This is a genomic window from Pseudomonas sp. PKS, from assembly GCF_051913525.1.
In the GTDB taxonomy this organism is placed as follows: Bacteria; Pseudomonadota; Gammaproteobacteria; order Pseudomonadales; family Pseudomonadaceae; genus Aquipseudomonas; species Aquipseudomonas guariconensis_D.
Genome location: NZ_JBEGDO010000012.1, coordinates 60297 through 81644, shown reverse-complemented (window position 1 = coordinate 81644; position 21348 = coordinate 60297). Strand labels below are relative to the sequence as shown.

Below are 21348 nucleotides of genomic sequence, written 5' to 3'. Positions count from 1 at the left end.
GTAGACAGACCACCTGTCGCTTCTAAAACAATTTCAGTGGTTCTTCATCGAGCGCTGCGATCTGTTCGCGCAGGGCGAGGATCTGATCGCCCCAGTAGCGCGGCTGGCCGAACCAGGGGAAGCTCGGCGGGAATGCCGGGTCGTCCCAGCGCCGGGCCAGCCAAGCGCTGTAGTGCAGCTGGCGCAGGGCACGCAGCGGTTCGATCAAGGCCAGTTGGCGCGGGTCGAAGTCGTGAAATTCGTTGTAGCCGTCGATCAGCTCCGCCAACTGGCCCATGCGCTCCTCGCGGCTGCCGGCGAGCATCATCCACAGGTCCTGGACCGCAGGGCCCATGCGGCAGTCATCCAGGTCGACGATATGGAAGGCCTCGTCGCGGAACATCAGGTTGCCTGGGTGGCAGTCGCCGTGCAGGCGAATCACTTCATGCGGGGTGCGGGCGTAGAGGCGTTCGACCCGTTGCAGCAGGTCGCGGGCAACGGATTCGAAAGCTGGTCGCAGTTCGTTGGGGACGAAGTCGCCTTCGAGCAAGGTGTGCAGCGAGGCATGACCGAAGTTATCCACCGCCAGCGCTTCGCGGTGCTCGAAGGGGCGGGCAGCGCCTACCGCGTGCAAGCGCCCGAGCAGTTGGCCCAGGCGGTAGAGCTGATCGAGATTGCCCGGCTCCGGGGCGTGGCCGCCTCGGCGAGGAAACAGCGTGAAACGAAAGCCCTGGTGTTCGAACAGGCTGCGACCTTCGTGCAGCAGGGGAGCTACCACTGGAACGTCGCATTCGGCCAGTTCGGCGCTGAAGCGGTGTTCCTCGAGGATCGCATCGTCCGTCCAGCGTCCGGGGCGGTAGAACTTGGCGATCAGCGGTTGCGCGCCTTCGATACCTACCTGGTAGACCCGGTTCTCGTAGCTGTTGAGGGCCAGCACCCGGGCATCGCTGAGAAAGCCCAGGCTTTCCACGGCGTCCAGGACCAGGTCGGGGGTAAGGGTGTCGAAGGGGTGGGACATGAAGGCTCCGGGCACGGCGGCAGGATAAGGTGCCATGGTAGCGCAGGTTGGCCTGGGGCTGCCCTGACCCTGTTACACCGGAACCCCCAGCAACACATAAGACGGATGAAACTGCACACGCACTTGGCTACCGGCGCCCAGCTGATGCTGTTCGAGCCAGTGCTCGTCGGCAAAGGCGCACAGGGTCTGCCCGTTACCCAGCACCAGCCGCACCTCGCTGGGCCCGTCTTCATCGGTCAGCACGTGTTCGACGGTGGCCTTCAGGCAATTGCTCCCTGCTTCGACGTGATCGCCCTCGACCAGCAATTGCACCCAGCCGGCCTTGAGCAGCGCGACCACGGTGGCATCGAGCGTCAGCTCCAGACGCTCGGTGCTGCCTCGGGTGATCAGTGCCTCGATCTGCAGCCCGCCGCCGAGATCGAGGCTGACCCGGTCGTGCCGCCCTTCGCGGCGCAATCCGCTGATGCGTCCTTGCAGCTGGTTGCGGGCACTGGTACGCAGCATCAGGCGGCCGAGCAGATCGAGGTCGCTGCTTTCTTCGGCGGCGTCCAGCAACTGGGCCTGCAGGGTTTGCAAACGTTGATACAGGCGCAATACCCGCTCGCCTTCGGCCGACAGACGCGCGCCGCCACCCCCACGTCCGCCCGTGCTGCGCTCCACCAGGGGTTGGGTGGCCAGGTTGTTGAGCTCATCGATAGCGTCCCAGGCAGCTTTGTAGCTGATGCCGGCGGCCTTGGCAGCGCGGGTGATCGAACCTTGTTCGGCGACATGTTGCAGCAAGGCGATGCGCTGAGGGCGACGGGCGATGTGCTGGGTGAGCAGGGCAGGTAGTGACATGACGGACGTCGGTCTTGGTGAAGATGCTGTGACGGTGCCGGTGGCCTGCCGGCAAGTCAAGACAAGGTGCCCTCCCTGCGCAGGTGCCAGCACCGCTCACACCTGCCCTGGTTTGGGCGTGCGCGCCAGGCAATACACATCGACCCGGCGGGCACCGGCTTTGCGCAGCAGCGTGGCGATGGCCTGGGCGGTGGCGCCGGTGGTCAACACGTCATCGACGATGGCCAGGTGAAGGCCATCGAGCCGCGCATCGGGTGCAAGCCCGAACGCCTGGCGCAGGTTGCGCCGCCGGGCCTTGGCGCCAAGGGTTTGTTGGGCAGGGGTGTCGCGGGTCCGGCGCAGCAACTGCTCGTTGCAGGGGATGTTCACTTGCGCGGATAGCCACCGTGCCAGCAAGGCAGCCTGGTTGAACCCTCGTCGGCGCAGTCGACGAGCGGTCAGGGGTACGGGTAACAACTGGTCAGGTTTTGCCAGCCCCTCGGCGAAGCGATGCGACAGCGCCTGGCCCAGCAAACGGGCCATCAATCGGCCAAGCGGCCACTGGCTGTGATGCTTGAACCGGCTCACCAGCGTGTCGATGGGAAATCCGAAGTACCAGGGCGCCACGACGTGGTTGAAGGCCGGCATATAGCGGCTGCATTGGCCGCAGGTCAAACCGGCCATCGGCAGGGGTAGGGCGCATCGGATGCAGTGATCGTCCAGCCAGGGTAGCGCGTGTTCGCATTCGGTACACAGGGTATAGGCCTGGTCGGCGGGCTCGTCACAGAGTAAACAGTGCTGGCTAATATTTATACACTTGTAAACCAAGTGTTTTGCGAGTGGTTGACAGTGCATGGGCCTTCCATGAGTATGCGATCTATCCGTGATGCGCTGGCGGGCTTTCCTGTCCCGGCGCCAGCAAGAGCCTAAACAAGGAAACACCGATGAGCGCCAGCACAACTGCAACAACACGTCACGACTGGTCCCTGGTCGAGGTCAAGGCCCTGTTCCAACAGCCGTTCAACGACCTGCTGTTCCAGGCGCAGACCGTGCACCGCGCGCACTTCGACCCAAACCGCGTGCAGGTTTCCACGCTGCTGTCGATCAAGACCGGCGCCTGCCCGGAAGATTGCAAATATTGTCCGCAGTCCGGCCACTACAACACCGGCCTGGAAAAACAGAAGCTGATGGAAGTGCAGAAGGTGCTGGAAGAAGCCGCTCGGGCCAAGGCCATCGGCTCCACCCGCTTCTGCATGGGCGCGGCCTGGAAGCACCCGTCGGCCAAGGACATGCCCTACGTCCTGGAGATGGTCAAAGGCGTCAAGGCCATGGGCCTGGAAACCTGCATGACCCTCGGCAAGCTCGATCAGGAGCAGACCAAGGCCTTGGCTGAGGCCGGCCTGGACTACTACAACCACAACCTGGATACCTCGCCGGAGTTCTACGGCAGCATCATCACCACCCGCACCTACGCCGAGCGTCTGCAGACCCTGGCCTATGTGCGCGATGCCGGGATGAAGATCTGCTCCGGTGGCATCCTCGGCATGGGCGAGTCGCTCGATGACCGCGCCGGCCTGCTGATCCAGCTGGCCAACCTGCCGGAGCATCCGGAGTCGGTACCGATCAACATGCTGGTCAAGGTCGCCGGTACGCCGCTGGCCGAGGAAGAAGACGTCGACCCGTTCGACTTCATCCGCATGCTCGCGGTAGCGCGCATCCTTATGCCCAAGTCCCACGTGCGTCTCTCCGCTGGCCGCGAGCAGATGAATGAACAGATGCAGGCCCTGGCCTTCATGGCTGGCGCCAACTCGATCTTCTATGGCGAGAAGCTGCTGACCACCGGCAACCCGCAAGCTGACAAGGACATGCAACTGTTCGCCCGTCTTGGCATCCAGCCCGAAGCGCGTGAAGAGCACGCCGATGAAGTGCACCAGGCGGCTATCGAGCAGGCACTGGTCGAACAACGCAGCAGCGAGCTGTTCTACGACGCAGCACAGGCCTGACATGGCTTTCGACCTTGCGACGCGCCTGGCCGAACGACGCGCCGCGGATCTGTACCGGCAGCGGCCGTTGCTTGAAAGCCCCCAGGGGCCGGAGGTGGTGGTCGATGGCCAGCCGCTCTTGGCCTTCTGCAGCAACGATTACCTAGGGCTGGCCAACCACCCGGAAGTGATCGCCGCCTGGCGTGCAGGCGCCGAGCGCTGGGGCGTGGGAGGAGGCGCCTCGCATCTGGTGGTCGGCCACAGCACGCCTCATCACCAGGTGGAAGAAGCCCTGGCCGAACTGACCGGACGGCCACGCGCGCTGCTGTTTTCCACCGGCTACATGGCCAACCTGGGCGCCATCACTGCCTTGGTGGGGCAGGGCGACACGGTGCTGCAGGACCGTCTCAATCATGCCTCGCTGCTCGATGGCGGCCTGCTCAGCGGTGCGCGTTTCAGCCGCTACCTGCACAACGACCCCGACAGCCTGACCAGCCGCCTGGAGAGGGCGACCGGCAATACGCTTGTGGTCACCGATGGCGTGTTCAGCATGGACGGCGACCTGGCCGACCTGCCTGCGCTGGCCAAGGCCGCCCGTGCTCATGACGCCTGGCTGATGGTCGATGACGCCCATGGACTGGGCACGCTCGGTGCCCAGGGTGGCGGCATCGTCGAGCATTTCGGCCTGGGCGTTGAGGATGTTCCGGTGCTGATCGGCACCCTGGGCAAAGCGTGCGGCACCGCCGGCGCTTTCGTGGCCGGCAGCGAGGAGCTAATCGAGGCGTTGGTGCAATTCGCCCGTCCCTACATCTACACCACCAGCCAGCCGCCAGCGTTGGCCTGCGCCACGCTCAAGAGTCTTGAGCTGCTGCGCCGCGAGACCTGGCGCCGCGAGCATCTGGCGGCGTTGATCCGTCAGTTCCGCGAGGGCACCGAGCAGATCGGGCTGGCGCTGATGGACAGCCCGACCGCGATCCAGCCGATCCTGATCGGCGACAGCCCACGCGCCCTGCAGTTGTCCCGGATGCTGCGTGAGCGGGGCTTGCTGGTGACCGCGATCCGCCCACCGACCGTCCCCGCCGGTAGCGCACGCCTGCGCGTGACCCTGAGCGCGGCCCACAGCGAGGCGCAGGTCCAGCTATTGTTGAATGCATTGGCCGAGTGTTACCCACTGCTGGAGTCCGCCGATGCGTAACCGACTGATCCTCTTGCCCGGCTGGGGCCTGGGCACTGCTGCACTTGAACCCCTGGCTGCAAGTCTCAGGGCCCAGGATTCGCGTCTGCAGGTCGAGCTGATGCCGCTGCCGGAGCTCGCCGATGCCGATGTCCAGGCCTGGGTCGATTACCTGGACCGCAAGCTGCCCACCGACAGTTGGCTGGGCGGCTGGTCGTTCGGTGGCATGCTCGCCAGTGCCCTGGCGCACAAGCGTGGCGATCACTGCTGTGGTCTGGTGACGCTCGGCAGCAATCCGAGCTTCGTCCAGCGCGCTGATTGGTCCCATGGCATGGCGGTGGACACCTTCGGCACTTTCCTCGATGGCTGTCGCAGCCATCCCCAGGTGACCCTCAAGCGTTTTCGCAGCCTGTGCAGCGATGGTGCGCAGATGCCGCGCACGCTACTGCGCCAGTTGGGTGTCGGTGTGCCGGACACCGATCCGCTTTACCTGGCCACAGGGTTGGAAGTCCTGGCCAAGCTGGACACCCGCAATGCCCTGGAGCAGTACGGCGGGCCGCAGTTGCACCTGTTCGCCGGCAGCGATGCGCTGGTGCCGGCGGAGGCAGCCAAGGCCTTGAGCGAGTTGTTGCCGGATGTGGAAGTCGGCCTGGTCGAAGACAGTTCCCACGCCTTCCTGCTGGAATATCCACAGGAGCTGGCGGCGGGCATCAAGAGTTTCTTGCATGAGAGTGGCGATGACTGACCTTTCCCGTCCGACCCTGCCCGGCACCCTGCCGGACAAGCGCCAGGTGGCGGCCTCGTTCTCCCGCGCCGCAGCCAGCTACGACAGCGTAGCGGCCCTGCAACGGGCGGTGGGGCTGGCGCTGCTCGGCCAGCTGCCTGCCGATCTGCAGCCTGCGCGCTGGCTTGACCTGGGCAGTGGCACGGGGCATTTCAGTCGCGCCCTGGCCGAGCGCTTCAGCGCTGCCACTGGGGTGGCGGTGGACATCGCCGAAGGCATGCTGCGCCATGCCCGTGAACAGGGTGGGGCGCATCATCATGTGGCGGGCGATGCCGAGCGGCTGCCGTTGCGCGATGACAGTGTCGACCTGGTGTTCTCCAGCTTGGCGGTGCAATGGTGCGACCAGTTCGGCAGCGTGCTGAGCGAAGCCCGCCGTGTGCTGCGGCCGGGCGGGGTGCTGGCATTCAGCAGCCTGTGCGTCGGCACCCTCGATGAACTGCGTGCCAGTTGGCAGGTAGTGGACGGCTTGGTCCACGTCAATCGTTTCCGACGCTTGGAGGACTATCAGCGGCTGTGTGGCCAGAGTGGCCTGCAGGTGCTTGGCCTGGAGCGTCGCCCGCATGTACTGCATTACCCGGACGTGCGCAGCCTGACCCACGAGCTCAAGGCCCTGGGGGCGCACAATCTCAACCCTGGGCGGCCTTCGGGCCTGACCGGGCGGGCGCGGATGCAGGGCCTGTTGCAGGCCTATGAAGGCTTCCGTCAGCCCGAGGGCCTGCCGGCCACCTACCAAGTGGTCTATGGCGTACTGCGCAAACCCTTGGCGGACGAGGCATAAGATGAGCCAGGCCTATTTCATCGCGGGCACCGACACCGATGTCGGCAAGACCACCATCGCGGCCGGGCTGCTTCATGCGGCGCGGTTGGAGGGCTTGAGCACCCTGGGCGCCAAGCCGGTGGCATCAGGCTGCACGCCAGGCGCCAAGGGCCTGCGCAACGCCGATGCCCTGGCCCTGATCGCCGAAAGCTCGGTGAAGCTGCCTTACGAGCAGGTCAATCCGTTCGCGTTCGAGCCGGCCATCGCTCCGCATGTGGCGGCGCGTGAGGCTGGGGTCAGCCTGGACGTGCCGGTGCTGCTGCAGGCGATGCAGCATGTACTGGCCCAGGGGGCCGACTTCACGCTGGTGGAGGGGGCGGGGGGCTGGCGGGTGCCGTTGTCCGCCCATGCCAATCTGTCGGACCTGGCCATAGCCTTGAAGCTGCCGGTGATCCTGGTGGTGGGTGTGCGTCTGGGTTGTATCAACCACGCTTTGCTGAGCGCCGAAGCGATCGCCCGTGACGGGCTGCAACTGGCGGGGTGGGTGGCCAATATCGTCGACCCGCGGACGTCGCGTCTGGAAGAGAACCTCGCCAGCCTCGCCGAGCGATTGCCGGCGCCTTGCCTGGGGCGGGTGCCAAGGCTCAAGCAGGCCACGGCCGAGGCCGTGGCGGAGCACCTGCACCTGGATCTTCTGGATTGACGTGCTCAGCATTGTCTATTAAGTGGCACAAGGCTATTAGGTATTTAAACGGGCCTTTTGCGCTTTCGGCTGCTTTAATAAGCCTGACCTTGCATCCTGCGTCTTTGGAGTCCCGACATGGAAATCACCGGTAGCACTGCCTATTACGCTGGCCTTGGCGCCATCCAGGCCGGGCAGAACCGAGTCGACCAAGCCGCCAGTCAAATCGCCAGCAGCACCGTCGAGCGTGCCGCCACCAGCCAGTCCAGCGACTATCAGGCCGAGCGCCTGCGGGCGGTCGATCGCAGCCAGCAGATGGACCTGGCCACCAGCACCGTCGAGTTGGCGCTGGGCAAGCATGAAGTCGCACTGGGCGTGAAAGTCGCCAAGGCCTCGGACGAAATGCTTGGCCGGTTCATCGATACCTACGTCTGATCCAACCCCTCACGCACCGCCTAGACTTCTTGTGGAGCGGCGGTTCTACACGCTGATTTTCTGATCTCAACCAGACGGCTTCGTTGTCTGTGTCGTCCTGTTCGCGGGTAAGCCCGAGAACAGGCTGCGGCATCCAAGGTTGTCTAGGAAGTCATGGCGTATATGTCATGTTTCGCGGCGTAAATGGCACCATAGTCCATCCTTGACATTGGGCGGAGCTAAACGTAAGTTTCAAACAACTGTTTGACCGAAAGCCGCCAAGAGCTGGTTGGTACCTGCGGTCTCTCCACTGGACTCATCACAGAGGTTCATCGCTATGCCTGATTACAAAGCCCCCTTGCGTGATATTCGCTTCGTCCGTGACGAGCTGCTCGGCTACGAGGCGCATTATCAGAGCCTGCCGGGTTGCCAGGACGCCACGCCCGACATGGTCGACGCGATCCTCGAGGAAGGCGCGAAGTTCTGTGAACAGGTGCTGGCGCCGCTGAACCGTGTCGGTGACCTGGAAGGCTGCACCTGGAGCGAGTCGGGCGTTAAGACCCCGACCGGTTTCAAGGAGGCCTACCAGCAGTTCGTCGAAGGTGGCTGGCCGAGCCTTGCACATGACGTCGAACACGGCGGCCAAGGCCTGCCTGAGTCCCTGGGCCTTGCCATCAGCGAAATGGTCGGTGAGTCCAACTGGTCCTGGGGCATGTACCCAGGCCTGTCCCATGGCGCCATGAACACCCTGTCTGCCCACGGCACCGCTGAGCAGCAGCACACCTACCTGACCAAACTGGTGACCGGTGAATGGACCGGCACCATGTGCCTGACCGAGCCGCACTGCGGTACTGACCTGGGCATGCTGCGCACGAAGGCCGAGCCTCAGGCGGATGGTTCCTACAAGGTGTCCGGCACCAAGATTTTCATTTCCGCTGGCGAGCACGACATGGCCGACAACATCGTCCATATCGTCCTCGCCCGCCTGCCCGATGCCCCGGCGGGCACCAAGGGCATCTCGCTGTTCATCGTGCCGAAGTTCCTGCCCAACGCCGAAGGTGGTGTGGGCGAGCGCAACGCCGTGAGCTGTGGCTCCATCGAGCACAAGATGGGTATCCACGGCAACGCCACCTGCGTGATGAACTTCGACGGCGCTACTGGCTTCCTGATTGGCCCTGCCAACAAGGGCCTGAACTGCATGTTCACCTTTATGAACACCGCTCGCCTGGGCACCGCGTTGCAGGGCCTGGCCCATGCCGAGGTGGCTTTCCAGGGTGGCCTGAAGTATGCCCGCGAGCGTCTGCAGATGCGTTCGCTGACCGGCCCGAAAGCCCCAGACAAAGCCGCCGACCCGATCATCGTCCACCCGGATGTGCGTCGCATGCTGCTGACCATGAAGGCCTTTGCCGAAGGCAACCGCGCCATGGTCTACTTCACCGCCAAACAGGTGGACATCGTCAAGTACAGCCAGGACGAGGAAGAGCGCAAGAAAGCCGACGCCCTGCTGGCCTTCATGACCCCGATCGCCAAGGCCTTCATGACCGAAGTCGGCTTTGAGGCCGCCAACCACGGTGTGCAGATCTACGGCGGCCACGGCTTCATCGCCGAGTGGGGCATGGAGCAGAACGTGCGCGACAGCCGTATCTCCATGCTGTACGAGGGCACCACCGGTATCCAGGCCCTGGACCTGCTCGGTCGTAAGGTGCTGATGACCCAGGGCGAGGCGCTCAAGGGCTTCACCAAGATCGTGCACAAGTTCTGCCAGGCCCAGGAAGGCAACGAAGCCGTCAAGGAGTTCGTCGAGCCGCTGGCCGCGCTGAACAAGGAGTGGGGCGAGCTGACCATGAAGGTGGGCATGGCCGCGATGAAAGACCGCGAGGAAGTCGGTGCTGCCTCGGTGGACTACCTGATGTATTCCGGCTACGCCTGCCTGGCGTACTTCTGGGCCGACATCGCCCGCCTGGCTGCCGAGAAGCTGGCTGCCGGCACCAGCGAAGAGGCGTTCTACACTGCCAAGCTGCAAACCGCGCGCTTCTACTTCCAGCGTATCCTGCCGCGTACCCGTGCGCACGTGGCGGCAATGCTGTCCGGCGCGGGCAACCTGATGGCCATGAAGGAAGAAGACTTCGGTCTGTCCTGCTGAGCCACGCGGTAGCCTGAAAGAACCGCCTGCCTTCACCGGCAGGCGGTTTTTTTATGTCTGGCGCTGGAAGCACACATCCAGCAATCGTTTTAAACGTCCCGTGTATTCATCTATTCATGTGCGCTGCCGATGAACTAGAGGCACAATGCTATTATTGATCTGCCGGGTCGGAGATTGCCTTTTGTTTCGTTTATCCGCTGTACGCGTGAGCCATTTCCTGCCTTCGTTGTTCCTGTTGCTGTCGGGGCTGGCAGCAGCTTATGTGAGGGACCTCAGTGTCTTCTTCACCTCCCTGTTCAATGTGCTACCGACATTGGTGCTGTTGCTCGGCGGTGCCTATTGCGCGGTGTACCGTCGTCAGCGCGAGCTGTTCTTGATGGTCACGGTGTACATCGCCTATTTCCTGCTCGACACGCAGACCGATTTCTACCGCGACAATGGCCGGGTCCGAGAGGACGCGGCGGTCGTGTTCCACCTGGTCTGCCTGCTGTTGCCCATTCTGTTCGGGCTGTTCGCGGCGTGGCAGGAGCGCACCCACCTGGCCCAGGACCTGCTCGCCCGCTTCGCCGTGCTGTTCGCCGTCGGCAGCGTGGCGGTGGCGTTGGAGCAAAGTTTTCCGCAGGCACTGCTGAGCTGGTTGGCGGAGATACGTTGGCCATCGCTGCATGGTCAATGGATGAGCCTGATCCAGCTGGCCTACCCGCTGTTCCTGGGGATGTTCGTTCTTTTGGTGGTGCAGTACCTGCGCCAGCCGCGACCCTTGCATGCGGCGCAGATCATCGGTCTGATCGGCATCTTCTGGATGTTGCCCAAGACATTCATCCTGCCGTTCACCCTCAACATCATGTGCAGCCAGGTCATGCTGATGATCGCGGCGGCGGTGTCTCATGAGGCCTATCAAATGGCCTTTCGCGATGAGCTGACCGGCCTGCCGGGGCGCCGCGCTCTGAATGAGCGCATGCAGCGTCTGGGGCGCAACTATGTGATCGCGATGACCGACGTGGACCACTTCAAGAAATTCAACGACACCCATGGCCATGATGTCGGTGACCAAGTGTTGCGTCTGGTCGCCAGTCGCTTGGGGCGTGTCACCGGCGGTGGGCGTGCCTATCGCTACGGTGGCGAGGAGTTCGCGCTGGTCTTTGCCGGCAAGACGGTCGAGGAGTGCACGCCGCACCTGGAAGCGGTGCGGGAAATGATCGCCAACTATGCGATCCAGTTGCGTGACCAGAACAGCCGCCCACAGGACGACTCGGCCGGACGTCAGCGCCGCGCGGGCGGCGCGGGCAGTACGGTTTCGGTGACCATCAGCATTGGTGTCGCGGAACGCCAGGTGGATCATCGCTCACCGGATGAAGTGCTCAAGTCCGCCGACGAGGCGCTGTACAGCGCCAAGGGGGCCGGTCGTAACTGCGTCGTGGTTTTCGGGCAGCATCCCCGGCGCGGGGCGGTTCGCATGGCGTCATGATCGCCGTGACTGAATGTGACTAATTGGTCGCATGATGACCCTATGTCTCGTAAAAGTTGTTCGGTTACACTGGCTTCAACCTAGTGTCGCGGTCCTGTGGGACCGCCCCGACCTGATAGCGAGAGGTTGTCATGGCTGAGTACAAAGCGCCGCTGCGCGACATGCGTTTCGTTCTGAATGAAGTCTTCGAGGTGGCTAAGCTCTGGTCGCAACTGCCGGCCTTGGCCGAGGCGGTCGATCAGGATACCGCCATGGCTGTGCTGGAAGAGGCGGGCAAGGTCACCGGCAAGACCATCGCTGGGCTAAGCCGTAGCGGTGATGAAGAAGGCTGCCATTGGGACAACGGTGCCGTGCGCACCCCGGCGGGCTTCATCGAGGCCTACAAGACCTACGCCGAAGGCGGCTGGGTGGGCGTGGGTGGTGACCCGCTGTTCGGCGGCATGGGCATGCCCAAAGCCATTTCGGCGCAGGTCGAAGAGATGGTCAACGCCTCGAGCCTGGCCTTTGGCCTGTACCCGATGCTGACCGCAGGTGCCTGCCTGTCGATCAACGCCCACGCCAGCGAGGCGCTGAAGGAAAAGTACCTGCCCAACATGTATGCCGGTGTCTGGGCGGGCTCCATGTGCCTGACCGAGCCCCATGCCGGTACCGACCTGGGGATCATCCGTACCAAGGCCGAGCCCCAGGCTGACGGCAGTTACAAGGTCAGCGGCACCAAGATCTTCATCACCGGCGGCGAGCACGACCTGACCGAGAACATCATCCACTTGGTACTGGCCAAGCTGCCGGATGCGCCGGCGGGCCCCAAAGGCATCTCGCTGTTCCTGGTGCCCAAGTTCCTGGTCAACGAAGATGGCAGCCTGGGCTCACGCAACCCGGTCACCTGCGGCTCGATCGAGCACAAGATGGGCATTCAGGCCTCGGCCACCTGCGTGATGAACTTCGATGACGCCACCGGTTACCTGGTGGGTGAGCCGAACAAAGGCCTGGCGGCCATGTTCACCATGATGAACTACGAGCGCCTGGGCGTTGGCATCCAGGGCCTGGCTTCGGCCGAGCGCTCCTACCAGAACGCCGTCGAGTATGCTCGCGAGCGGTTGCAGAGCCGGGCACCGACCGGCCCGCAAGCCAAAGACAAGGCCGCTGACCCGATCATCGTCCATCCGGACGTGCGTCGTATGCTGCTGACCATGAAGGCGCTGATCGAAGGCGGGCGTGCCTTCTCCACCTATGTCGCCCTGCAACTGGACAGCGCCAAGTACAGCGAAGATGCCGCCACACGCAAGCGCAGCGAAGAGCTGGTGGCGTTGCTGACACCCGTGGCCAAGGCCTTCCTCACCGATCTGGGCCTTGAGTGCACCGTCCACGGCCAGCAGGTGTTTGGCGGTCACGGCTACATTCGCGAATGGGGGCAGGAGCAACTGGTGCGCGATGTGCGCATCACCCAGATCTACGAGGGCACCAACGGCATCCAGGCTCTGGACCTGATGGGGCGCAAGGTGGTCGGCAGTGGCGGCGCGTTCTACCGTCTGTTCTCCGATGAGATCCGTCAGTTCATTGGCAGCGCTGGCGCCGAGCTGGATGAGTTCACCCAGCCCCTGGCCACCGCGCTCGACGAGCTCGACGGGTTGACCGAGTGGGTCATGGCGCAGGCCAAGGGCAACCCTAACGAGATCGGCGCGGCCTCGGTGGAGTACCTACAGGCCTTCGGCTACGTGGCTTATGGCTACATGTGGGCCTTGATGGCGCGCGCTGCTCGAGCCGGTGAGGCAGACGAGGCGTTCTATGGTGCCAAGCTTGGCACCGCGCGTTTCTACTTCGCCCGCCTGCTGCTGCGCGTGAATTCGCTGGTGGCGTCGGTGAAGGCTGGAAGCGAGACGTTGTACCTGCTCGACGCCGCACAGTTCTGATATTGCTCATGTAAGCCCGCTCCTACACCGTCATCACTGGCCAGGTAGGAGCGGGCTTTTTTCGAGTGGGATTCCACGGAATGTCGTCTTTTGAGACTTTTGTGTAAGTGATTTCTTACACGACGCGGTGGCTTTTTTCCTCTTTTCTGAAATTGGATCCAGGGCTAATCTTTACCCCATGGACGTAGCGCAGGATGCGCAATGGACAGAACAGGGACAACGTAGGATTTCCTGCCAGGGTGGTGGGGCGATATGGACGTCAAGGGAAACAGTCTGGAAAACCCCGCTTCGGCGGGGTTTTCTTTGTCCGCTTGTTTTTCAGCCAAGCACGTCCAAGGGCGAAACGCCTGGCAGGCGGGCGTCGGTTTCTTCCTCCAGCAGGGTACGCAGCAGTTCCACCGAGGCCTGCTGGCGCTGGGCATCGCGGAACACCAGGCCGACCTTCAGCGGCACCCGCGGCTCGCTCAAAGGCTTCCACAGCAAGTCCTGGTCATCTTCGGTGGCATCCTTTGCCCGGCCGGGCAGGATGGTTGCCAAGGCGGTATGGGCCAGGCTGTCGAGAATTCCCGCCATGTTGTTCATCTCCGCCTGCACTTGCGGCCTGCGCCCCAGGCTGGCCAGTTGCGCCTGCCAGATCTGCCGGATCTGGAACTCTTCGCCGAGCATCAACATCGGCAATTCAGCCGCCTGGCGCAACGAGACTTTCTTGAAGTCCTTCAAGGGGTGGGTATTGGGGATGACCAATTGAAGTTCATCTTCGTATAACAACAGCCCATGCAGGCCCGGTTGGCGCGGCGGCAGGTAGCTAATGCCGATATCCAGGCTGCCATTGAGCAGGCGCCGCTCGATTTCCAGCCCTGACAATTCATAGATCTGCACCACAAGATGCGGTTGAGCCCTGCGCACGCGCTCCAGCAGTTGCGGCACCAGGCTCGGGCGCACGGTCTGCAGTACGCCGATTGCCAGCGTGCGTAGAGACTGGCCCTTGAAATTGCGCATCGCTTCATGGGCACGCTGCAGACCGTCAAGCAAGGGCAGGGCGTGGTTGTACAAGGTGTGGGCGGCGAGGGTCGGCAGCAGGCGTTTATTGCTGCGTTCGAACAGGCTCAGGTCGAGGCTGTGTTCGAGTTGGCGAATCTGCTGCGACAACGCCGGCTGGGACAGCGACAGGCGCTCGGCGGCCCTGCCCACATGGCCCTCTTCATACACCGCGACGAAATAGCGCAGTTGTCGAAAATCCATAAGTTTTATTTATCGAAAAAGCTGGAAAAACGAAATGGCCGAATGTCGGCTTGAAGCCTAGTCTAACGCCGTATTCCAAAGGGTTACAGCGCTCAACGAGCCGATTGTTACCTGAAGAGAAAAACACTTTTGATAGGCAAGGCAAAATAAACCGCTGCCGACCCTGACCCAGATTGGCTGGAGCCCCGATGAACCTGTTCAACCTGCGCCGTTCGGCCCCTGCCGCTGCCGAGCCCAAGCCTGCTCCGGTGAGCGCGCCAGCGGTGTCGGAGCCGACCCGCGAACGGCTGATGCCAAGCGCCGAGCGGGCACCGCAGGTGTTCGTACGAGGCCAGGGCTCTTGGCTGTGGGACAACCAGGGCCATGCCTACCTGGACTTCACCCAGGGCTGCGCCGTCAACAGCCTCGGCCACAGCCCAAGCGTGCTGGTCAAGGCCCTGGGCAACCAGGCCCAGGCGCTGATCAACCCAGGCGCGGGGTTCCATAGCCGTGGCTTGCTGAGTCTGGTCGATCGCCTCTGCCAGAGCACCGGCAGCGATCAAGCCTACCTGCTCAACAGCGGTGCCGAGGCCTGCGAGGGCGCCATCAAGCTGGCGCGCAAATGGGGGCAGCTGCATCGCAACGGTGCCTATCACATCATCACCGCCAACCAGGCCTGCCATGGGCGCAGCCTGGGGGCGCTGTCGGCCTCCGACCCGTTGCCCTGCAATCGCTGCGAGCCCGGCCTGCCAGGTTTCAGCAAGGTGCCCTTCAACGACCTTGCGGCCCTGCACGCCGCCGTGGACTCGCGCACCGTGGCGATCATGCTCGAGCCGATCCAGGGCGAGGCCGGAGTGATCCCGGCGACTCGCGAATATCTGCAAGGGGTCGAGCGTCTGTGTCGCGAGCTGGGCATCCTGCTGATTCTCGACGAAGTGCAGACGGGCATTGGCCGTTGTGGCGCTTTGCTCGCCGAGCAGACCTATGGTGTGCGCGCCGACATCATTACCTTGGGCAAAGGCCTGGGTGGCGGTGTGCCGCTGGCGGCCTTGCTGGCCCGCGGCAGCGCATGCTGCGCCGAGCCGGGCGAGCTGGAGGGCAGCCATCATGGCAACGCGCTGATGAGCGCGGCTGGCCTTGCGGTGCTGGAGACCGTGCTCGAGCCAGGCTTCTTCGAACACGTGCAGGACAGCGGTCGCCATCTGCGTGACGGCCTCAGCCGCCTGGCCGGTCGCTATGGCCAGGGCGAAGTGCGTGGCCAAGGGCTGCTCTGGGCGCTGCAGCTGCAAGAGGACTTGGCCCGCGAGCTGGTCGAGGCGGCGCTGCACGAGGGGCTGCTGCTCAACGCACCGCAGGCTGATGTGGTGCGCTTTTCGCCAGCGCTGACCGTGAGCAAGGGCAACATCGACGAGATGCTCCTGCGCTTGGCCCGTGCCTTTGCCCGCTTGCATGCCCAGCAACACAGTCGCCGCGAGGTGTCGGCCTGACCGGCCCTGGGCACTACGAATTTGAACGAACCGTCTCGCGTTCCTGCGCATCGCCCTTGGCCAGCAGTTTTTGGCTCGGGGCGTTTTTTTTTGCCTGGCGCTTGGTCAGGGAACCCTGGCGTTACCCGGCTAGTCTCTTTTGAAACCCTTCCAAGGAGAGACGAACATGGATTTCATCCGCATCATCATCGCTATCATCCTGCCGCCACTGGGCGTATTCCTCCAGGTCGGGTTCGGCGGCGCGTTCTGGCTGAACATTCTGCTGACATTGCTGGGTTACATTCCGGGCATCGTGCACGCGGTGTACATCATCGCCAAGCGCTGACACTTCGCGAGTAAACCTGCTCCGACACGGCTCACCGCCTGTCCTGTGGGAGCGGGTTTACCCGCGCAAAGGCCTCCGATGTCTATCGCCCAGCACCCGACAATAGAACTTCCATTCTTCCTCCAGCGCGTGCGCCAGGTTCTGCGCCTTGCGCAGCCCGTGCCGCTCGCCGGCATAGAAGTGCCCCTCGGCTTCGATGCCATTGGCTTTGAGTGCAGCCAGCATCGCGCGGGTCTGCTCGGGCACCACCACGGCGTCCAGCTCGCCCTGGAAGAAGATCACCGGCACCTTGATCTGGCCCGCATGTAGCAACGGCGTGCGCTGGCGATAGCGTTCGTGGTCGAGTTGCGGATCACCGATCAGCCAGCTCAGGTAGTCGCCTTCGAACTTGTGGGTGACTTGGTCGAGGGCGACCGGGTCGCTGACCCCATAGAGGCTCGCCCCCCCGCGGAACACATCATGGAAGGCCAAGGCACACAGCGTGGTGTAGCCCCCGGCACTGCCGCCGCGGATGAAGGCCTGACGCGGGTCGACCAGGCCGAGTTTGGCCAGATGGTCGACGGCGGCGCAGGCATCCTGCACATCGAGCTCGCCCCAGTTGAGGTGTAGGGCCTGGCGATAGGCACGGCCATAGCCGGTGCTGCCCCGGTAGTTGAGGTCGGCCACGGCGAAACCGCGCTGGGCCCAGTACTGGATACGTGCATCGAACACCGGGTAGCAGGCCGAGGTCGGTCCGCCATGGATGAACACCACCAGCGGCGACGGGCTTTCGGCGCCGATGGCCGGATAGAAGAAACCATGGGCCTGGCCATTGCCACTGGGGTATTGGATGGGGTGCGGGCGGCTGACCCGGTCGGCGGGTAACGCAAGCCCACCGCCGGCAAGTACCCTGCTCTGGCCGGTGTGCCGATCGAAGGCGACGACCGCAGGCGGGGTCAGGGGCGAGGCGGCGATGGCATAGACATGCCCGGCATCCACGGCGAGGCTGCGAAAACGCGTGTATTCGCGTCCCAGGCGCTGAACCTGACGATCTTCGCCGTGCAGCCCCAGCAGTCCGAACCCATCCTCGAACCAGCTGGCCAGGTACGCCTGCGGCCCGATCGGTAGCCAGGTGCTGGCGCCCAGTTGCCAAGGTGCGGCGGCATGGTCGGCGGCTGCGGCAGGCAAGGCTTGCCAGGTGCCTCCCATCTCGCCCCAGGGTTGCCAGAAACCGTTTTGGTCAGAGAGACAATAGAGCTGGCCTTGGGCATCGAAGCGCGGTTGTTGCAGTGAAACCTCCCGCGGCCCATGCCCTGCCAGGCAGTACACCGTGCCCCAATGACCGTCATGGTTGCGCGCCCGGCACATCAGGCGGGTGCGAGTCCAGGGCTGCGCGGGGCGGTCCCACTCGATCCAGGCCAGGCGCTGTCCATCGTCGCTGAGGGTGGGCGAGGCATAGAAATCAGCCCCCTCGGCCAACACCTCGCGCCCCTCGGACCCGATGGCCACGAGCCGGTGCTCGACCGACTCGCCATGGCGCTCCTCGACTGCCAGTACCCGTCCCGCATGCCACAGCACATCGCCGTAGCGGCACTGCGCGTCCTGGGTCAGCGGGCGCGGTGAGGAGCCGTCGAGGGCCTGGGTATAGAGCTGCTGGTCGGCTTCATTGACGAACACCACGCCGTCGCCACCAAGGCAGAAGCTGCCGCCGCCGTATTCATAGACGCGGCTGCGTGCGCTGAAACCGTCCGGCGTCAGGCAGTGGGCCTGCTCGTTGCGCCAATGCCAGAGGCGGCAGGCGCCATCGGCGGGGCGGAATTCGTTCCAGAATACGCCGTTGGCACCGACCTTGAGTTCAGCGAAATCGGTGCTGGCCGCGACCGCCTGGGCGGCGCTGAAGTCAGCCGCGGGTGATGATTCGTGAGTTGCGCTCATTGCGGAAGGTCATCTCTTCGATGGTCAACTGGGCGGTTTGCGCTTCTTCACGGGCCTTGAGAATGATGCCGTGATCAGGGGATTTGGCGCACACCGGATCGGCGTTGCTGGCATCGCCTGTGAGCATGAAGGCCTGGCAGCGGCAGCCGCCGAAGTCCTTTTCCTTCTCGTCGCACGAGCGGCAGGGCTCGGGCATCCAGTTGTAGCCACGGAAGCGGTTGAAACCGAAGGAGTCGTACCAGATATGCCGCAGATCGTGGTCGCGCACGTTGGGGAACTGCACTGGCAGTTGGCGTGCGCCGTGGCAGGGCAGGGCGGTGCCATCGGGCGTGATGGTCAAGAACAGGCTGCCCCAGCCGTTCATGCAGGCCTTGGGGCGTTCCTCGTAGTAATCCGGGGTGACGAAGATGAGCTTGCAGGGGTTGCCCGCGGCCTTGAGTTGCTCGCGGTATTCGTTGGTGATGCGCTCGGCCCGTTCCAGTTGGGCGCGGGTCGGCAACAGCCCCAGGCGGTTGAGGTGCGCCCAACCGTAGAACTGGCAGGTGGCGAGTTCTACGAAATCCGCCTCCAGGGCGATGCACAGCTCGATGATGCGGTCGATCTTGTCGATGTTGTGCCGGTGGGTGACGAAGTTGAGCACCATGGGGTAGCCATGGGCCTTCACTGCGCGGGCCATCTCCAGCTTCTGGGCGAAGGCCTTCCGGGAGCCTGCCAGCAGGTTGTTCACCTGCTCGTCGCTGGCCTGGAAGCTGATCTGGATGTGGTCCAGCCCGGCCTGCTTGAAGGCGGCGATCTTCTGCTCGGTCAGGCCGATGCCGGAGGTGATCAGGTTGGTGTAGTAGCCCAGGCGGCGGGCTTCGCCGATCAGCTCGGCCAGGTCCGGGCGCACCAACGGCTCGCCGCCGGAGAAGCCCAGTTGGGCCGCTCCCAGCTCGCGCGCCTCGGCCATCACCCGGAACCACTGTTCGGTGCTGAGCTCCTGACCCTGTTGGGCGAAATCCAGTGGATTGGAGCAGTACGGGCATTGCAAAGGGCAGCGGTAGGTAAGCTCGGCGAGCAGCCACAGCGGCAGGCCGACTTCGGCCTTGGCTGGCACTTCAGGCGAGGACGATCCAGTGTTCGGCACGGGCCACCTCCATGAACTGCTCGATGTCGTCGGCGACTTGCGGGACATCCGGGAACTGACGCTCGAGCTCGGCGATGATCGCCGCCACATCGCGCTCACCGTCGATCAGCGCGCCGATCAGGCCAGCGCTTTCATTGAGCTTGATCATGCCCTCGGGGTATAGCAGGACATGGCCTTTTTGCGCAGGTTCGTACTGGAAACGATAGCCCGGGCGCCAGGCGGGGACTTGCTTGCGGTCGAAACTCATAGGGCGATCCCTTTGTGCCAGACCCGCTCAGCCGTGACGGTGTGGTAGGGCGGGCGGTTCAGTTCATAGGCCATGCTCATGGCATCGAGCATGCTCCAGAGAATATCCAGCTTGAATTGCAGGATTTCCAGCATGCGCTCCTGCCCCTCGCGGGTCTTGTAGTGCTGCAGGGTGATCGCCAGGCCGTGCTCCACGTCGCGCCGGGCTTGGCCCAGGCGGGTGCGGAAATAGTCGTACCCGGCCGGGTCGATCCAGGGGTAGTGCGTGGGCCAGCTGTCCAGGCGCGATTGGTGGATCTGCGGGGCGAACAGCTCGGTCAGCGAACTGCTGGCGGCCTCCTGCCAACTGGCGCGGCGGGCGAAGTTGACGTAGGCGTCCACGGCAAAGCGCACGCCCGGCAGTACCAACGCCTGGGAGCGCAATTGGTCCGGGTCCAGGCCCACGGCTTGGCCCAGGCGCAGCCACGCCTCGATGCCGCCGTCCTCGCCCGGTGCGCCATCGTGGTCGAGCAGGCGCTGGATCCACTCGCGGCGTACTTCGCGGTCGGGGCAGTTGGCCAGGATCGCAGCATCCTTCATCGGGATGTTGACCTGGTAATAGAAGCGGTTGGCCACCCAGCCCTGGATCTGCTCACGGGTGGCGCGGCCTTCGTACATCGCCACGTGGTAGGGGTGGTGGATGTGGTAGTAGGCGCCCTTGGCGCGCAGGGCCTGCTCGAATTCAGCAGGGGACAGGGGTCGTGCATCGTTCATCAATTGACTCCCATAGAACGCACTATCGGCTGACTTCGCCGCCTGTGGGAGCGGGTGAACCCGTTCCCACAAGGGCCGAGCAGCCCCGTTACAGCTCGATGCTCATGCCGTCGTAGGCCACTTCCACGCCGCGGCGTTGCACTTCGGCCCGCTCGGGTGAGTCCTCATCGAGAATCGGGTTGGTGTTGTTGATGTGGATGAGCACCTTGCGCTGACGCGAGAAGCCGTCCAGCACCTCGAGCATGCCGCCTGGACCGTTCTGCGCCAGGTGGCCCATCTCGCGGCCGGTACGGGTGCCGACACCGCGGCGTTGCATTTCATCATCCTCCCACAGGGTGCCATCGACCAGCAGGCAATCGGCGCCCCGCATCATCTGCAGCAGTTTGTCGTCGACCTGGCCCAGGCCCGGGGCGTAGAACAGCTTGCCGCCAGTGCGGGTGTCTTCCACCAGCAGGCCGAGGTTGTCACCGGGGTGTGGATCGAAGCGGTGGGGTGAATAGGGCGGCGCGGCGCTGCGCAGGGGGAAGGGGGTGAACCGAAGGTTCGGGCAGGCTGGGATGACGAAGCTGCCTTCGAGCTCGATGCGGTTCCACACCAAGCCGCCATTCCAGTGGCTGAGCATGTTGAACAGCGGGAAGCCGGTGGTCAGGTCCTGGTGGACCATCTCGGTGCACCAGACCTGGTGCGGGCAGCCTTCACGCAGGCTGAGCAGGCCGGTGGTGTGGTCGATCTGGCTGTCGAGCAGGACGATCGCGTCGATACCAGTGTCGCGCAGGGCGCGGGCTGGCTGCATTGGCGCGAAGGCCTGGAGCTGGGCACGGATGTCCGGCGAGGCGTTGCACAAGATCCAGTGCTCGCCATCGTCCGACAGTGCAATGGAGGACTGGGTACGCGCCGTGGCGTGCAAGGTGCCGTCGCGATAGCCCTTGCAGTTGGCGCAATTGCAGTTCCACTGGGGAAACCCGCCACCGGCGGCGGAACCGAGAATCTGGATGTACATGGCTGCTCTCTATCCGAAAACCGTTGCCAAAAAACGCAAACGCCCCGGCGGACCGAGGCGTCTGATCGCAGCGATGCTTAGCGGTTGGCGAAGTACATGGTCACTTCGAAGCCGATACGCAGGTCAGTGTAAGCAGGTTTGGTCCACAT

At 63.9% G+C, this 21348-nt stretch carries 21 protein-coding genes; 11 read left to right on the top strand and 10 right to left on the bottom strand.

Annotated elements, in window-relative coordinates; genetic code table 11:
- Positions 1 to 22: 22 nt before the first annotated feature.
- The 3 genes from ABOA88_RS14245 to ABOA88_RS14235 all read right to left on the bottom strand — a co-directional run bounded on the left by ABOA88_RS14245 (position 23) and on the right by ABOA88_RS14235 (position 2668).
- Positions 23 to 997, bottom strand: coding sequence for a serine/threonine protein kinase (locus ABOA88_RS14245; RefSeq protein WP_070571965.1), 975 nt, complete (start codon positions 995 to 997; stop codon positions 23 to 25).
- A 72-nt stretch (positions 998 to 1069) separates the two neighbouring features.
- On the bottom strand, positions 1070 to 1834 hold the full coding sequence (locus ABOA88_RS14240; protein ID WP_367850651.1) for a TOBE domain-containing protein: 765 nt from the start codon (positions 1832 to 1834) through the stop codon (positions 1070 to 1072).
- Between the two features lie 96 nt (positions 1835 to 1930).
- Positions 1931 to 2668, bottom strand: a complete 738-nt coding sequence (locus ABOA88_RS14235) for a double zinc ribbon domain-containing protein (RefSeq protein WP_367850652.1) — start codon at positions 2666 to 2668, stop codon at positions 1931 to 1933.
- Between the two features lie 89 nt (positions 2669 to 2757).
- Between ABOA88_RS14235 and bioB the strand changes: the two genes are divergently transcribed.
- From bioB to ABOA88_RS14190, 9 genes are all read left to right on the top strand, one after another.
- Complete coding sequence (gene bioB, locus ABOA88_RS14230; protein WP_367850653.1) at positions 2758 to 3816, top strand: biotin synthase BioB; 1059 nt, start codon at positions 2758 to 2760, stop codon at positions 3814 to 3816.
- Between the two features lies 1 nt (position 3817).
- Complete coding sequence (gene bioF, locus ABOA88_RS14225; RefSeq protein WP_367850654.1) at positions 3818 to 4990, top strand: 8-amino-7-oxononanoate synthase; 1173 nt, start codon at positions 3818 to 3820, stop codon at positions 4988 to 4990.
- Positions 4983 to 5714, top strand: a complete 732-nt coding sequence (locus ABOA88_RS14220; protein ID WP_367850655.1) for an alpha/beta fold hydrolase — start codon at positions 4983 to 4985, stop codon at positions 5712 to 5714. The genes bioF and ABOA88_RS14220 overlap by 8 nt, the downstream gene beginning before the upstream one ends.
- A complete protein-coding gene (gene bioC, locus ABOA88_RS14215) occupies positions 5707 to 6531 on the top strand; it encodes a malonyl-ACP O-methyltransferase BioC (protein WP_196167854.1) in 825 nt (274 codons plus the stop codon). Before ABOA88_RS14220 ends, bioC begins: the two co-directional genes overlap by 8 nt.
- 1 nt (position 6532) lies before the next feature.
- Positions 6533 to 7213 carry a dethiobiotin synthase gene (gene bioD, locus ABOA88_RS14210; protein WP_196167853.1) on the top strand — a complete coding sequence of 227 codons (681 nt, stop codon included), beginning with the start codon at positions 6533 to 6535 and terminating at the stop codon, positions 7211 to 7213.
- A 117-nt stretch (positions 7214 to 7330) separates the two neighbouring features.
- Positions 7331 to 7627: a hypothetical protein gene (locus ABOA88_RS14205; protein ID WP_043215853.1), complete on the top strand. Its 297-nt coding sequence runs from the start codon at positions 7331 to 7333 to the stop codon at positions 7625 to 7627.
- 316 nt (positions 7628 to 7943) lie between these two features.
- Entirely contained in the window at positions 7944 to 9749 is a 1806-nt protein-coding gene (locus ABOA88_RS14200) for a phenylacyl-CoA dehydrogenase (protein ID WP_196167852.1), read from the top strand.
- Between the two features lie 181 nt (positions 9750 to 9930).
- Entirely contained in the window at positions 9931 to 11217 is a 1287-nt protein-coding gene (locus ABOA88_RS14195; RefSeq protein ID WP_196167851.1) for a GGDEF domain-containing protein, read from the top strand.
- A gap of 131 nt (positions 11218 to 11348) precedes the next feature.
- Entirely contained in the window at positions 11349 to 13127 is a 1779-nt protein-coding gene (locus ABOA88_RS14190; protein WP_367850656.1) for an acyl-CoA dehydrogenase C-terminal domain-containing protein, read from the top strand.
- A gap of 318 nt (positions 13128 to 13445) precedes the next feature.
- Here ABOA88_RS14190 and ABOA88_RS14185 read toward each other — a convergent pair whose 3' ends face one another.
- Positions 13446 to 14369, bottom strand: coding sequence for a LysR family transcriptional regulator (locus ABOA88_RS14185; RefSeq protein WP_043210345.1), 924 nt, complete (start codon positions 14367 to 14369; stop codon positions 13446 to 13448).
- Positions 14370 to 14557: 188 nt separating this feature from the next.
- Between ABOA88_RS14185 and ABOA88_RS14180 the strand changes: the two genes are divergently transcribed.
- Both ABOA88_RS14180 and ABOA88_RS14175 read left to right on the top strand, forming a co-directional pair.
- Positions 14558 to 15835: an aspartate aminotransferase family protein gene (locus ABOA88_RS14180; protein WP_367850657.1), complete on the top strand. Its 1278-nt coding sequence runs from the start codon at positions 14558 to 14560 to the stop codon at positions 15833 to 15835.
- 166 nt (positions 15836 to 16001) lie between these two features.
- Positions 16002 to 16160: a YqaE/Pmp3 family membrane protein gene (locus tag ABOA88_RS14175; RefSeq protein ID WP_009681539.1), complete on the top strand. Its 159-nt coding sequence runs from the start codon at positions 16002 to 16004 to the stop codon at positions 16158 to 16160.
- A gap of 57 nt (positions 16161 to 16217) precedes the next feature.
- Here ABOA88_RS14175 and ABOA88_RS14170 read toward each other — a convergent pair whose 3' ends face one another.
- The 6 genes from ABOA88_RS14170 to pqqA all read right to left on the bottom strand — a co-directional run bounded on the left by ABOA88_RS14170 (position 16218) and on the right by pqqA (position 21348).
- Positions 16218 to 18074, bottom strand: coding sequence for a S9 family peptidase (locus ABOA88_RS14170; protein WP_367850658.1), 1857 nt, complete (start codon positions 18072 to 18074; stop codon positions 16218 to 16220).
- A complete protein-coding gene (gene pqqE, locus ABOA88_RS14165) occupies positions 18040 to 19200 on the bottom strand; it encodes a pyrroloquinoline quinone biosynthesis protein PqqE (protein ID WP_437437071.1) in 1161 nt (386 codons plus the stop codon). The genes ABOA88_RS14170 and pqqE overlap by 35 nt, the downstream gene beginning before the upstream one ends.
- A complete protein-coding gene (pqqD, locus tag ABOA88_RS14160) occupies positions 19172 to 19447 on the bottom strand; it encodes a pyrroloquinoline quinone biosynthesis peptide chaperone PqqD (protein ID WP_070571951.1) in 276 nt (91 codons plus the stop codon). The genes pqqE and pqqD overlap by 29 nt, the downstream gene beginning before the upstream one ends.
- Complete coding sequence (pqqC, locus tag ABOA88_RS14155) at positions 19444 to 20199, bottom strand: pyrroloquinoline-quinone synthase PqqC (protein WP_367850659.1); 756 nt, start codon at positions 20197 to 20199, stop codon at positions 19444 to 19446. Before pqqC ends, pqqD begins: the two co-directional genes overlap by 4 nt.
- Positions 20200 to 20287: 88 nt before the next feature.
- A complete protein-coding gene (gene pqqB / locus ABOA88_RS14150) occupies positions 20288 to 21199 on the bottom strand; it encodes a pyrroloquinoline quinone biosynthesis protein PqqB (protein ID WP_196167845.1) in 912 nt (303 codons plus the stop codon).
- Between the two features lie 77 nt (positions 21200 to 21276).
- On the bottom strand, positions 21277 to 21348 hold the full coding sequence (gene pqqA / locus ABOA88_RS14145; protein ID WP_003243383.1) for a pyrroloquinoline quinone precursor peptide PqqA: 72 nt from the start codon (positions 21346 to 21348) through the stop codon (positions 21277 to 21279).